Here is a 12,773-nt window from a genome sequence, read left to right as displayed (position 1 = left end):
AGTAAGGGACGGTGTCGACGCGGTGTTCGGCGTCAACGGCTGGGAGATCGTTCTCCTCGCGCTCATCGCGGTCTTCGTCCTCGGTCCCGACAAGCTCCCCGAGTACGCGGCCAAGCTCGCGCAGGGCATCCGCAAGCTGCGGGTGATGGCCGAGGGCGCCAAGGGCCAGCTCAAGGACCAGCTCGGTCCGGAGTACGAGGACATCAACTGGCGCCAGTACGACCCGCGGCAGTACGACCCGCGCCGGATCGTCCGCGAGGCGCTCGTCGAGCCGCTCGACGAGGCCTTCTCACCCATCCGCGACGAGATCGGCGGCGTCCGCGACGCCGCGAAGTTCCGTGGCGGCTCGGCCGGTGACGCCGGTGGCGACGGGGCCGAGGTCGACGACGTCCCCGAGGTCACCCACCTGGCGCCCACGCCGTCGGTGCGCGACTGGGACCCGTCGCGTCCCACGCCGTACGACGTCGACGCGACCTAGGCCGCATCCGCGAGGCCGCGCCTAGCGGCCGGCGGGGGTGAGGCCGAGCGAGCGGCCCGCCAGGCCGCGCGAACGCGTCGCGAGCCCCTTGGCGATGCCGCGCAGCGCGACGGCCGCGGGGGAGTCGGGCTCGCCGAGCACCACGGGCACGCCCTGGTCGGCGCCGATCCGCAGCCGGGTGTCGAGCGGGATCTGGCCGAGCAGCGGGACCTCGGAGCCGATGGCGCGGGTCAGCGACGCGGCGACGTCCTGGCCGCCGCCGGAGCCGAAGATCTCCTGGCGGGTGCCGTCGGGCAGCTCGAGCCAGCTCATGTTCTCGATGACGCCGGCGACCCGCTGGTGCGTCTGGAGGGCGATGGCGCCGGCGCGCTCGGCGACCTCGGCCGCGGCCTGCTGCGGGGTGGTGACGACGAGGATCTCGGCCGTGGGGATGAGCTGCGCCGTGGAGATGGCGATGTCGCCGGTCCCCGGGGGCAGGTCGAGGAGGAGGACGTCGAGGTCGCCCCAGAAGACGTCGGCGAGGAACTGCTGGAGGGCGCGGTGCAGCATCGGTCCGCGCCACACGACCGGCTGGTTGCCGGGCACGAACATGCCGATGGAGATGACCTTCACCTCGTGGCTGATCGGCGGCAGGATCATGTCGTCGACCTGGGTGGGACGGCCCTCGACGCCGAGCATGCGGGGGATCGAGAAGCCGTAGATGTCGGCGTCGACGACCCCGACGCGCAGACCCTGCTGGGCCATCGACGCCGCGAGGTTGGCGGTGACCGAGCTCTTGCCGACGCCACCCTTGCCCGAGGCGACGGCGTAGACGCGGGTGAGCGAGCCGGGCTTGGCGAAGGGGACCTCGCGCTCGGCGACGCCGCCACGCAGCTTGGTCTTCAGCTCGCCGCGCTGGTCGTCGCTCATGACGCCGAGGGTCACCGTGACGCCGGTGACGCCGGGGACCTTCGACAGTGCGGCGGTCGTGTCACCCGTGAGCTTGTCCTTGAGCGGACAGGCCGCCACGGTGAGCAGGATCGTCACGGCGACGTGGCCGTCGTCGTCGCACGTCACGGACTCGACCATGCCGAGCTCGGTGACGGGCTTGCGGATCTCGGGGTCGATGACCGTCTCGAGGGCAGCGTGCAGTGCGTCGGGACCAACCTGGGGCATGGGCCCAGTCTAGGTCGGCCGGTCGGTGCTTCCGTCCGCGGCCGTGACCGACGCCTCGTCGCGGTCCGCGAGGTCCTCGCGGCGCACGAGGACCAGGCCGCGCTCCTCGAGCTCGTCGAGGAGGTCGCGCAGCTCGCTGCGCACGAAGTCGCGCGTCGCGGTGTCGCGCATCGCGATGCGCAGGGCGGCGACCTCACGGGTGAGGAACTCGGTGTCGGCGAGGTTGCGCTCGTCGCGGGAGCGGTCCTGCTCCAGGGCCACCCGGTCGCGGTCGGCCTGCCGGTTCTGCGCCAGGAGGATGAGCGGCGCGGCGTAGGAGGCTTGCAGGCTGAGCATCAGGGTGAGGAAGATGAACGCGTAGGGGTCGAAGCGCAGCCCCTCGGGCGCGAGGGTGTTCCACAGGAGCCACACGACGACGAAGACCGTCATCGCGATGAGGAAGTACGGCGTGCCCATGAACCGCGCGAACTTCTCCGAGACGACGCCGAAGGTCTCCTCGGTCAGCACGCTGGGCATGGTCCAGCGCCGACCACCCTCGCGCGGCTGGTCGATGCGGGCGCGGCGTTCGCGCTCAGCCACGGACGACCCCCTCGGGGGTCACGACGTCGTGGCGGTCCTCGCGCCAGTCGTCGGGAAGGATGTGGTCGAGCACGTCGTCGACCGTGACCGCGCCGAGCAGGTGGCCCTCGTCGTCGACCACCGGCAGCCCCACGAGGTCGTACGTCGCGAGCATGCGGGTGACCTGGCCGAGCGTGGCGCCCGGCGGCAGGGGCTCGACGTCCTTGTCGAGGATGCCACCCACCGGGTTGTGCGGGGGCTCGCGCAGCAGGCGCTGGATGTGCACCATGCCGAGGTACTTGCCCGTGGGCGTCTCGAGCGGGGAGCGGCACACGAAGACGGTGCAGGCGAGCGCGGTGGACAGCTCCTGGCGCCGCACGACGGCCAGCGCCTCGGCGATGGAGGCCTCCGGGCCGAGGATGACCGGCTCGGTCGTCATCAGACCACCGGCGGTGTTCTCGTCGTAGGTGAGCAGGCGGCGCAGGTCGGCCGCCTCGTCGGCGTCCATCTTCTGGAGCAGCTCCTCCTGGCGCTCCTTCGGGAGCTCGGCGAGGAGGTCGGCGGCGTCGTCGGGCTCCATCGCCTCGAGGACGTCGGCGGCGCGGGCGACCTCGAGGCCGGCGAGGATCTCGACCTGGTCGTCCTCGGGCAGCTCCTCGATGACGTCGGCGAGCCGCTCGTCGTCCAGCGCCGCGGCGACCTCGGCCCGGCGCTGCGGGTTGAGGTCGTGGATGACCTCGGCGAGGTCGGCGGGCTTGAGGTCCTCGTAGGCCTCGAGGAGGCGGGCGGCGCTCTGGCCGCCGGTGGAGTCGCGCAGCCCGGTGACGTCCTCGATGGAGACGAGCAGGGTCTCGCCGCGACGGCGGCCGAGCCGGGGGAGGCCACTGCGGGGGCGGCCGAAGCCGGTGCGGACGTAGGCGCGCGCCACGCTCCAGCCGCGGCTGCCACTCTGCTCGATGCCGATGTCCTCGACGGTGGCGTCGACGACCTCGCCCTCCTCGGTGCGCACCCGCACGGGGCGCTCGAAGAGCTCGGCGACGACGAGGGTCTCGTTGCCGCGCTGCTCGAAGCGGCGCATGTTCACCAGGCCGGTGGTGATGACCTGGCCACCCTCGACGGAGGTGACCCGCGTCATCGGGACGAACACGCGGCGTCGTCCGGCGACCTCGACGACGAGGCCGATGACGCGGGGGCGGTTGCGCGAGACGTTGAAGGTGACGACGACGTCGCGGACACGACCGACCTGGTCACCGAGCGGGTCGAAGACGTTGAGCTCGGTCAGTCGGCCGACGAAGGCGCGGGTCGGCGTGCTCACCCCGACAGGCTATCGGGGCGGGCGCCCCGACCCCGGGACCTCCCGTGCCAGTGCCACGGGCGCCAGCGCGCGGTCGCCGGGCCGGCGGGGTGCACCGGCTCGGCACCGGAGCCGTCGCCGTAGGCACCGGGCCCCTCGACGAGTCGACCGTGCGGGCGCAGGACGTGGATGGTGCACGACTGCGCCCACCGCTGCGCGACGTCACCGACGGCGTTGAGCCGCTCGGGCCGCAGCACCTCGACGGCGGCGTCCCAGGCCTCGTCCTCGGGGGACAGCTCGGTGACCTGGGCGTGCAGCGACAGCAGCCTACCGCCGCTGTCCTTGCTCCGCAGGATGAGCTCGACCTCGTCGGGCAGCCACGGCAGCGACTGCTCGCCGGGGCCGGACACGACGTAGACCGCCGGACCGGTGCCGCGCGGGTCCTCGTCGTCGTGCCACACGTGCCAGACGGGGTGGGTGCCGCCCCCGGCGACCTTCACCCAGAGCAGGCCGGACTTGCTCATCGCCTCGTGGACGAGCCGGGTGACGTCGACCGGCCGCGGCGCCTCCAGCGTCGGCTCCGTCGTCGCCTCCTCGCTCATGGCCCGAGGCTACGCGTTGTCCGTCACACCGTGAACTGGCTCACCGCAGCCTCGCCACCTGCGCTGCTAGCGTCCGCGACATGCGCAGCGCCAAGGACTTCTTCGCCCCCCTCGCGGTCGGGGCACCCGCCCCGCTGCGCGAGGTGCCGGCCCGGCCCAGCCGGATGATCCACTTCTTCGACCCGAGCAACCCGAAGATGGCGGCGAAGGTGCCGCAGCTCGTGGGCACGGTCGACGTCCTCCTCGGCAACCTCGAGGACGCGGTGAAGGCCGAGAACAAGGAGGCCGCCCGCGCCGGTCTCGTCGACATCGCCAAGGCGACCGACCTCGGCGAGCACACGCAGCTCTGGACCCGGGTCAACGCCCTCGACAGCCCGTGGGCGCTCGACGACCTCACCACCCTCGTCACCGAGATCGGCGACCGGCTGGACGTCGTCATGGTCCCCAAGGTGCAGGGCCCCGAGGACATCCACTACGTCGACCGCCTGCTCGCCCAGCTGGAGGCGAAGGCGGGGCTGACCCGCCCGGTCCTCGTCCACGCCATCCTCGAGACGGCCCGCGGTGTCGCGAACGTCGAGGAGATCGCCGGCGCCAGCCCGCGGATGCAGGGCATCAGCCTCGGCCCGGCCGACCTCGCCGCCGACCGCCGGATGAAGACGACCCGCGTCGGGGGCGGGCACCCCGGCTACCTCGTGCGGCAGGACCCGAGCGGCGACGCCGAGCGCGCCGTCTACCAGCAGGACCTCTGGCACTACACGATCGCCCGGATGGTCGACGCCTGCGCGATGCACGGGATCTTCCCGTACTACGGCCCCTTCGGGGACATCGCCGACACCCTCGCCTGCGAGGACCAGTTCCGCAACGCCTTCCTCCTCGGCTGCGTCGGCGCCTGGTCGCTGCACCCCGCGCAGATCGCCATCGCCAAGACGGTCTTCAGCCCGAGCGCCGAGGACGTCGCGCACGCCCGCCGCGTCAGGGACGCGATGGGCGACGGCACCGGTGCGGTGATGCTCGACGGGAAGATGGAGGACGACGCGAGCCTCAAGCAGTGCTTCGTCGTCCTCGAGCTCGCCGAGCGCCTGTCCGCCAACGACCCCGAGCTCGCCGAGCTCTACGCCGGCGCGGGGGAGCAGGCGTGAGCGACGTCCTGCGACCGCGCCGGTCCGTCCTCTACATGCCCGCGAGCAACGAGCGGGCCCTGGAGAAGGCGAAGACCCTGCCGGTCGACGGCCTCATCCTCGACCTCGAGGACGCGGTCGGTCCCGACCACAAGGAGTCGGCGCGCGAGAACGCCTGTGCCGCAGCCCGGTCCGGAGAGTACGGCCACCGCGAGGTGACGATCCGCGTCAACGGCGCCGGCACCCAGTGGCACGACGCCGACCTCGCTGCCGCCTGCGCGGCCGGCCCCGACGCCGTGGTCGTCCCCAAGGTCGACTCCGCCGACGCGGTCCACGCCGTCGTCGCCGCGATGGAGCGGCACGGCGCCCCCGACCACACCCGGCTCTGGGCCATGGTCGAGACCCCCACCGCCGTCCTCGACGTCGCGGCCGTCGCCTCGGCCTCCGACCGCCTCGCGGTCCTCGTCATGGGGACGAACGACCTCGTCAAGGAGCTCGGGGTCCGGCAGGTCCCCGGCCGCCTGCCGCTGCTGACCTCCCTCTCGCTCACCGTCCTCGCCGCGCGGCGGGCCGGGGTCGCCGTCCTGGACGGCGTGTGGAACGACGTCAAGGACCTCGACGGGTTCGAGGACGAGTGCCGGCAGGGCCGCGACCTCGGCTTCGACGGCAAGACCCTCGTCCACCCGGGGCAGGTCGAGCTCTGCAACGCGGTCTTCGCCCCGTCGGCGGAGGAGGTCGAGCAGGCGCGCGGCATCCTCACGGCGTGGGAGGGCGCGGCCGGGGCCGGTGTGGTCGTCCACGAGGGCCGGATGGTCGAGCTGCTGCACGTCGAGTCGGCGCGCAAGGTGCTGGCCACGCACGAGGCCGTGCAGGCGCGCGCGTAGACCACGATTCGGTCACGGCAGCGCGCGCCGATTTGCCGCGGCGTCGATCGTGTCGTCTCATGGATCGCCGGGCCGTGGTCGACGGACGGTGAGGCCGAGCGCGGGAGCGGACATGGGGTGGACGGCGACGCGGGCGCGCACGTCGGCAGGACTGGTCGTGCTGGCCACCGCCGCCACGCTGCTGGCCGGCTGCGGCTACGTCCCGCAGTGGTCCGCGGGCCAGGAGTCCCCGGTCGCTGCTGCTCCCACCCCGGAGCCCACCGTCGAGCCCACCCTCGAGCCGGAGCCCACGGTCACGCCCAGCGAGACCCCCACTCCCACCCCGACCCCCACGGTCAGCACCCCCGCCCCGACGCCGACCCCCACGCCCTCACCGACGACAACGGTCAAGCCGCGCACCTCGCTGCGCTACGGCGACCAGGGCGAGAAGGTCCTCGCGGTGCAGAAGCGGCTCTCCGAGCTCGGGTACTGGCTCGGAACCCCCGACGGGTCGTTCGGCTCGCTCACCCAGCAGGCCGTCTTCGCCCTCCAGAAGGCCGCCGGCCTCTCCCGCGACGGCATCGTCGGCCCGCGCACCAAGCGCGCGCTCGAGAACGGAGTGCGCCCCCGGGCCAAGCTCTCCGGTGACGGCGTCGAGATCGACCTCGACCGCCAGCTGCTCCTCGTGGTCCGTGACGGCCGGGTGCGCATGGCGCTGAACACGTCCACGGGCAACGGTGAGGAGTACACCTCCACCAAGGGCAACCGCGCCATCGCCACGACGCCCGAGGGCAGCTACACCGTGTACCGCGCCGTCGACGGCCCGCTCACCAACTCGCTCGGTGAGCTGTGGCGGCCCCGGTTCTTCAACCGCGGCATCGCCGTGCACGGGTCCCCGAACATCCCGCCGTACGCCGCCTCGCACGGGTGCGCCCGGCTGGCGAACGCCGCCATCAACATGATCTGGGCTGCCGACCTCATGCCGATCGGGAGCCGGGTCCTCGTCCACTGACGCCGACCCGGCGCCTCCTCAGCCGCGGTCGTCGACCGTGACCACCATGTCGTCGAACGACGCTCCGGCGCCCTGACCGAACAGCCGCTCCGACATCGGCACGGAGACGCTCAGCTCGGGGGCGTCGGGGTGCTGGAAGGGGAACGCGTCGAGCAGGCTGAACAGGCCGTGCCCGATGAAGACCGAGTCGACCCGGTCGTCGAGGCGCTCGCCCTTCCCGATGGAGGGGTAGATGCCCGTGTACGGCACCTTCTGCACGTCGAGCGGCACCCCGACCTTGCCCACCCGCGCGACGCGCTTGCCGTCGAGGACGAAGTCGACCGACGACGACCCGGGGTCGCGGGAGAACGTGATGGAGACGCGGTGCGGGCCGGGCCCGACCGGGACCTCCTTGACGATCTGGGTGTACATCGTGTCGCGCGTCCCGCCGTCGGGTGAGCCGATGACGGTCGCCGGCAGCCGCTCGACGAGGGCGAACGCGGTGCTGCCGGACACGAACCAGTCGAACAGCTGCCCGGTGCGGAAGTCGATCATGTGCAAGGTGGCGCCGGCCTGCTGGCCCTCCAGGGCCGTGGCCTGCCACGGCACGGCCGTGGCGGCGCACGCCGGGGTGTCCGCGCACCCGGGTGGGCCGTACACGCCGTGGATGACGCGGCCGCCGGGCTGCGTGCCCACGGTCTCGGCGTCGATGGTCAGCGAGAAGGTGACCGAGCCCTTCTCCGGCACCGTGAACGGCGTCCTGCTCACGCCCAGGTACTTGATGTGGTCGAACACGCTGAAGTCGTACCCGGTCGCGAAGGGGAGCGCGGACAGCGAGAACGTGGACCCGTCGTGGGCGCGGGTGTCGTTCACGGCCATCTCGCCCGCGCCGTACGGGGTGTCCCACCTCGCGGCGTAGGCGGCGGCGTCACCGTCGAAGGTGTCGTAGACGGTGGTGGTGACCGCGCGTCGGCCGGCCTCGGCCGGGGTCGCGAGGACGGTGGCGGCGGCGGTGGCGAGGAGCGCGGCGGCCCCCAGCACTCGGCGGTGGGTGGGGCGCATGGGCCACCATGCTCGCCGCGTCGCAGCGCCGTGACAATGGCCCGGTCGAGCCATGCGGGGCGCTCACTCGCCGGGGTAGACCACCCCGACCTGGCGGCGGACCTCGTCCATCGCGGCCAGGACGCGCCGGGTCGCCTCCCACGGCACCGACCACGTCTGCGTGCGCCCGGCCTCGAGGGCCCGGGCCACCTCGGCGACCTGGTACCGGAACCCGTGGTCGGTCACCTCGGGCGCCCACTCGTCGAGCACGGTCCCGTCCGGCCCGACGAGGCGCACGTGGCACGCGGAGCCGTAGAAGCTGCCGCCCTCGTCGAGCTCGAGGCGGGCGGCACTGCCGACGACCCGGGCCGTGCACGAGGTGGCCGCGGCCATCGAGCACCAGAGCTGGGCGATGCCGCCGCCGGGGCCGCGCGCCGAGACCGTGGTCGTGACGTCGACGCCGAGCTCGCTCAGGGTCCCGGAGGCGCGCACCGCGTCGAGGCCACCGAGCACGTGGTCGGCGAAGGCGACCGGGTAGACGCCGAGGTCGAGCAGGGCCCCTCCGGCGAGCTCGGGGCGGGCCAGCCGCTCCGGGCCGTCCGGCCACAGGAGCTGGGCGTGGTCGGCGTCGACGACGACGACCTCGCCGAGCGTGCCGGCGTCGATGGTCCGACGGATGACGTCGTAGGACGGGAGGTAGCGGCTCCACATGGCCTCGGCCGCGAGCAGGCCGCGGGACTCCGCCCCGGCGAGCACCTCGTCGGCCTCGGCCAGGCTGCGGGTGAAGGCTTTCTCGACCAGGACGGGCTTGCCGGCCCGCAGCGCGAGCAGGGCGTGGTCGCGGTGCTCGCTGTGCGGGCTCGCCACGTACACCGCGTCGACGTCCGGGTCGGCCACGAGGTCCTCGTACGACCCGTGGGCGCGGGCCACCCCGTGCCGCTCGGCGAACGCCGCGGCACGTTCCGCCGAGCGCGAGCCGACCGCGACGACGCTCGAGCGAGTGCCGTGGTGGACGGCCTCGGCGAAGGTCGTCGCGATCCCACCGGGGCCGAGCACCCCCCACCGCACGGGCGGCGCGTCCATCGGGTCGGGAACGGCGGGGGCGGCGAGGAGAGGAGGCACCACCGAAGCGTAGGGCCGAAAGTGGGCTGTACCTCGGACGACCTCGGGGCACAGCAAACCCATAGGCTCCGGACAGCCGCGAGGACCTCCGGCTCGTCAGAAGGGACATCGATGGAACGCTCAGCACTGCTCCCACCGCGCCGGAGGACGACGGGCCTGGCCGCCGTCGCCGCGCTCGCCCTCTCCACCCTGCCCGTGGGTGCCGCCGTCGCGGCGACCTCCGCGCAGGGCTGTGAGTCGCGGGCGAACATCACCTACGACAAGCTCCTCGAGTGCGTCACGGTCGACGGCGTGCTCGCCCACGAGAAGGCGCTGCAGGCCATCGCCGACGCCAACGGTGGCAACCGCGCCGCCGGGCTGCCCGGCTACGACGCCAGCGTCGACTACGTCGTCGACACGCTCAAGGCCGCCGGCTGGCAGGTGCGTACCGAGACCTTCCCGTTCACCTACGTGGGCCCGTCGATCCTGCGCCAGAACTCACCGGTCCAGGCCAACTACGCCAACAACCCCGCCACCGGCACCGGGTACGGCGACGTCACCGCGGCCGTGCAGGCCGTCGACCTCAAGCTGGGTCTGGGCAACGCCTCGACCAGCGGCTGCGAGGCCGCGGACTTCGCCGGGTTCGTCGCGGGGAACATCGCGCTCGTCCAGCGCGGGACGTGCCCCTTCGCCGACAAGGCCCTCAACGCCGAGGCGGCGGGCGCGTCGGCCGTCGTCATCATGAACCAGGGCAACACCGCAGCGCCCGACCGCAACGACGCGGTGAACCCGACCCTCGGTGGCGCCGACGTCGTCGACATCCCCGTGGTGGGCACCAGCTACCTCAGCGGCGTCGCGCTCTCGCAGGCCGGCTCCACCGCCCGCGTGTTCGTGCCGCAGCCCGAGTCGCGGCCGCAGGAGAACGTCATCGCCGAGCTCAAGGGCGTCAACGACGACAACGTCGTGATGGCCGGCGCGCACCTCGACTCGGTCCAGGCCGGTCCGGGGATCAACGACAACGGCAGCGGGTCCTCCGCCCTGCTCGAGCTGGCCGAGAACGTGCGCAAGCTCAAGCCGCAGAACACCATCCGTCTCGCGTGGTGGGGTGCTGAGGAGAGCGGGCTCATCGGGTCCACCCAGTACGTCGCCGGCCTGAGCCAGGCCGAGAAGGACCGGATCGCGCTCTACCTGAACTTCGACATGGTCGGCTCGCCGAACTACATCTTCATGATCTACGACGGCAACGAGTCGAGCTGGGCCGCCCCCGCCGGGGTCCCGATCCCCGAGGGCTCCAAGCAGATCGAGGGCCTCTTCGAGAGCCTGTACACGAAGAAGGGCGTGCCCTACGACGACGCCCAGTTCAGTGGCCGCAGCGACTACCAGGCCTTCATCAACAACGGCATCCCCGCCGGTGGGCTCTTCACCGGTGCGGAGGTCGTCAAGACGGCCCAGCAGGCCCAGATCTGGGGCGGCACCGCGGGTCAGTCCTACGACCCGTGCTACCACCAGACCTGCGACGACATCGACAACCTCGCGCTCGACGCCCTCGACGTGAACTCCGACGTCATCTCGGCCGCCGTGCTCACCTACGCCTACTCCACGGAGTCGGTGAACGGGGTCAAGGGCACCAAGGTCCCGGGTAGCTACACGCTCCCGGCGCCGGCCGGCCCGCGCAAGACCGTCAACCTCCCCGGTGGTGGCGGCCTCGCGCACGACCACGACCACGTGGGAGACGTCAGCTGACCTGAGCAGCAGCAGGTTCCGGGGCGGGGGTGCGACCAGCACCCCCGCCCCGAGCCGTGTCCGGCAAGCCCGGGTAGTCATTTCGAGCCATTCGCAAACGCACAGGTGGCTCCTAGGCTCGGGCCGACCTCGGGAGCGACCGGGGCCCCGGCGAAAGGGAGACGATGAACCGATCTGCGCTCGCACGACGAGGACGGAGGGCCACGGCGGTCGCCGGCGCGGTCGCCGTCACGACCCTGGCCCTGCTCCCCGCAGGTGGCGCCCTCACGGCGGCCGCGAAGCCCCCGGGCGCGAAGCTCTGCGACACGCGGGCCAACGTCACCTACCAGAACGTCCTCGACTGCGTCACGGTCCAGGGGGTCCTCGAGCACGAGCAGGCGCTCCAGGCCATCGCGAACGCGAACGGCGGGACCCGCGCGGCGGGCACCCCGGGCTACGAGGCGAGCGTCGACTACGTCGTGGGCACCCTGGAGGCCGCGGGCTGGCACGTGACGATCGACGAGTTCCCCTTCGTCTTCGTGCCACCCGCCCAGCTCCAGCAGGTGGCCCCCGTCTCCGCCGTGCTCCAGACCGGGGTGTTCACCGGGACCGGCTACGGCATCGTCACCGGTGCGGTCACGCCGGTGGACATCAACCTCACCCCTCCTCGGGAGCCCGTCAACAGCGGCTGCGAGGCCGGCGACTTCGCGGGCTTCCCCGTGGGCAACATCGCCCTCATCCAGCGCGGGACGTGCGAGTTCGGCGTCAAGGCCATCAACGCCCAGGCCGCAGGGGCCTCGGCCGTCATCATCTTCAACCAGGGCAACACCCCGCTTCGCGAGGGCCTGATCACGGGCACGCTGTTCGGCATCAACCAGCAGCCCCTGACCATCCCCGTCGTGGGGGCGAGCTTCGCCGACGGTGCGGCGCTGGCCCAGGCCGGGTCGAGGGCCCGGATCCAGGTCGACCCGCCCGAGAACCGACCGCAGAAGAACGTCATCGCCGAGCTGACCGGCGACAACGACGCCAACGTCGTCATGGCGGGCGCCCACCTCGACTCCGTGCAGGCCGGACCCGGCATCAACGACAACGGCAGCGGCAGCTCCGCGCTGCTCGAGCTCGCCCAGACGATCAAGAAGCTCGAGCCGGTGAACACCGTGCGCCTCGCGTGGTGGGGTGCCGAGGAGAGCGGCCTGCTCGGGTCGGACGCCTACGTCGACGAGCTGAGCCAGGCGGAGAAGGACCGCATCGCGCTCTACCTCAACTTCGACATGGTCGCGTCGCCGAACTACATCCTCATGACCTACGACGGTGACGAGTCCGGGTGGAACGCGCCTGCAGGAGTGGCGATCCCGGACGGCTCGGTCGCCATCGAGAAGCTGTTCGAGCGTCTCTACACCAAGCTGGGCCAGCCGTACGACGACGCGCAGTTCAGCGGCCGCAGCGACTACCAGGCGTTCATCCAGAGCGACATCCCGGCCGGTGGCCTCTTCACCGGGGCCGAGGTGCCGAAGACGGCTGCGCAGCAGGCGGTCTGGGGAGGTACGGCGGGTGCGCAGTACGACCCGTGCTACCACCTCGCCTGCGACACCATCGCCAACCTGTCGACCACGGCCCTCGACGTGAACTCCGACGTCATCGCGGCGGCGGTGCTCACGTACGCCTACTCGACCCAGTCGGTCAACGGGGTGGCCGGTGCGCCGGTCCCCGGGAAGTTCCCGCTCCCGGCACCCGCCGGCCCCCGCGGGCTCATCAACGGTGACGCGGGCGGGCTCGCCCCCGACCACGACCACCAGAGCGCGGACTGACCGCCGCGACACCGGAACCCGGGGCGTGAGCGCAGTCGGCGC

12 protein-coding genes are annotated in these 12,773 nt (G+C 72.5%); 6 read left to right on the top strand and 6 right to left on the bottom strand.

Translation table 11 applies throughout. From position 1 onward, the window contains the following. The first annotated feature begins 22 nt into the window (after nt 1-22). A complete protein-coding gene (locus tag ACFLFB_RS14745; protein WP_392542933.1) occupies nt 23-478 on the top strand; it encodes a Sec-independent protein translocase subunit TatB in 456 nt (151 codons plus the stop codon). Between the two features lie 21 nt (nt 479-499). Here ACFLFB_RS14745 and ACFLFB_RS14740 read toward each other — a convergent pair whose 3' ends face one another. The 4 genes from ACFLFB_RS14740 to ACFLFB_RS14725 are packed head-to-tail and all read right to left on the bottom strand — an operon-like array spanning nt 500 to nt 4,087. Further along, on the bottom strand, nt 500-1,633 hold the full coding sequence (locus ACFLFB_RS14740; protein WP_392542932.1) for an Mrp/NBP35 family ATP-binding protein: 1,134 nt from the start codon (nt 1,631-1,633) through the stop codon (nt 500-502). Between the two features lie 9 nt (nt 1,634-1,642). Further along, nucleotides 1,643-2,212 (bottom strand): DUF1003 domain-containing protein, encoded by a 570-nt coding sequence (locus ACFLFB_RS14735; protein ID WP_392542931.1) that lies wholly within the window; start codon nt 2,210-2,212, stop codon nt 1,643-1,645. After that, nucleotides 2,205-3,506 carry a magnesium transporter MgtE N-terminal domain-containing protein gene (locus ACFLFB_RS14730; protein WP_392542930.1) on the bottom strand — a complete coding sequence of 434 codons (1,302 nt, stop codon included), beginning with the start codon at nt 3,504-3,506 and terminating at the stop codon, nt 2,205-2,207. Before ACFLFB_RS14730 ends, ACFLFB_RS14735 begins: the two co-directional genes overlap by 8 nt. Continuing rightward, the gene (locus ACFLFB_RS14725) at nt 3,503-4,087 is read right to left on the bottom strand and encodes a hypothetical protein (RefSeq protein WP_392542929.1); all 585 of its coding nucleotides are present in this window, start codon (nt 4,085-4,087) and stop codon (nt 3,503-3,505) included. Before ACFLFB_RS14725 ends, ACFLFB_RS14730 begins: the two co-directional genes overlap by 4 nt. 80 nt (nt 4,088-4,167) lie before the next feature. Between ACFLFB_RS14725 and ACFLFB_RS14720 the strand changes: the two genes are divergently transcribed. From ACFLFB_RS14720 to ACFLFB_RS14710, 3 genes are all read left to right on the top strand, one after another. Beyond that, nucleotides 4,168-5,226 carry an HpcH/HpaI aldolase/citrate lyase family protein gene (locus ACFLFB_RS14720; protein ID WP_392542928.1) on the top strand — a complete coding sequence of 353 codons (1,059 nt, stop codon included), beginning with the start codon at nt 4,168-4,170 and terminating at the stop codon, nt 5,224-5,226. Beyond that, nucleotides 5,223-6,089 carry an HpcH/HpaI aldolase/citrate lyase family protein gene (locus ACFLFB_RS14715; RefSeq protein WP_392542927.1) on the top strand — a complete coding sequence of 289 codons (867 nt, stop codon included), beginning with the start codon at nt 5,223-5,225 and terminating at the stop codon, nt 6,087-6,089. The genes ACFLFB_RS14720 and ACFLFB_RS14715 overlap by 4 nt, the downstream gene beginning before the upstream one ends. 157 nt (nt 6,090-6,246) lie before the next feature. Beyond that, nucleotides 6,247-7,080, top strand: a complete 834-nt coding sequence (locus ACFLFB_RS14710; RefSeq protein ID WP_392542926.1) for a peptidoglycan-binding protein — start codon at nt 6,247-6,249, stop codon at nt 7,078-7,080. Nucleotides 7,081-7,098: 18 nt separating this feature from the next. Here ACFLFB_RS14710 and ACFLFB_RS14705 read toward each other — a convergent pair whose 3' ends face one another. Next, complete coding sequence (locus tag ACFLFB_RS14705; RefSeq protein ID WP_392542925.1) at nt 7,099-8,121, bottom strand: DUF6081 family protein; 1,023 nt, start codon at nt 8,119-8,121, stop codon at nt 7,099-7,101. Nucleotides 8,122-8,184: 63 nt separating this feature from the next. Then, the gene (locus ACFLFB_RS14700; protein WP_392542924.1) at nt 8,185-9,222 is read right to left on the bottom strand and encodes a Gfo/Idh/MocA family protein; all 1,038 of its coding nucleotides are present in this window, start codon (nt 9,220-9,222) and stop codon (nt 8,185-8,187) included. Nucleotides 9,223-9,333: 111 nt separating this feature from the next. On the opposite strand from ACFLFB_RS14700, the gene ACFLFB_RS14695 reads away from it, so the two are divergent. Together ACFLFB_RS14695 and ACFLFB_RS14690 are read left to right on the top strand one after the other, a co-directional pair. Beyond that, nucleotides 9,334-10,944, top strand: a complete 1,611-nt coding sequence (locus tag ACFLFB_RS14695; protein ID WP_392542923.1) for a M28 family metallopeptidase — start codon at nt 9,334-9,336, stop codon at nt 10,942-10,944. A 164-nt stretch (nt 10,945-11,108) separates the two neighbouring features. Next, entirely contained in the window at nt 11,109-12,731 is a 1,623-nt protein-coding gene (locus ACFLFB_RS14690; protein ID WP_392542922.1) for a M28 family peptidase, read from the top strand. Nucleotides 12,732-12,773 lie beyond the last annotated feature (42 nt).

The organism is Oryzobacter telluris, assembly GCF_043099285.1.
In the GTDB taxonomy this organism is placed as follows: Bacteria; Actinomycetota; Actinomycetes; order Actinomycetales; family Dermatophilaceae; genus Oryzobacter; species Oryzobacter telluris.
This window is presented reverse-complemented; position numbering and strand designations above follow the sequence as displayed.

What these genes read in the sequence shown, in the direction of transcription:
- ACFLFB_RS14705 (WP_392542925.1), bottom strand. Translation starts at nt 8,121, where the DNA reads ATGCGCCCCACCCACCGCCGAGTGCTGGGGGCCGCCGCGCTCCTCGCC.
- ACFLFB_RS14740 (WP_392542932.1), bottom strand. Translation starts at nt 1,633, where the DNA reads ATGCCCCAGGTTGGTCCCGACGCACTGCACGCTGCCCTCGAGACGGTC.
- ACFLFB_RS14695 (WP_392542923.1), top strand. Translation starts at nt 9,334, where the DNA reads ATGGAACGCTCAGCACTGCTCCCACCGCGCCGGAGGACGACGGGCCTG.
- ACFLFB_RS14725 (WP_392542929.1), bottom strand. Translation starts at nt 4,087, where the DNA reads ATGAGCGAGGAGGCGACGACGGAGCCGACGCTGGAGGCGCCGCGGCCG.
- ACFLFB_RS14690 (WP_392542922.1), top strand. Translation starts at nt 11,109, where the DNA reads ATGAACCGATCTGCGCTCGCACGACGAGGACGGAGGGCCACGGCGGTC.
- ACFLFB_RS14720 (WP_392542928.1), top strand. Translation starts at nt 4,168, where the DNA reads ATGCGCAGCGCCAAGGACTTCTTCGCCCCCCTCGCGGTCGGGGCACCC.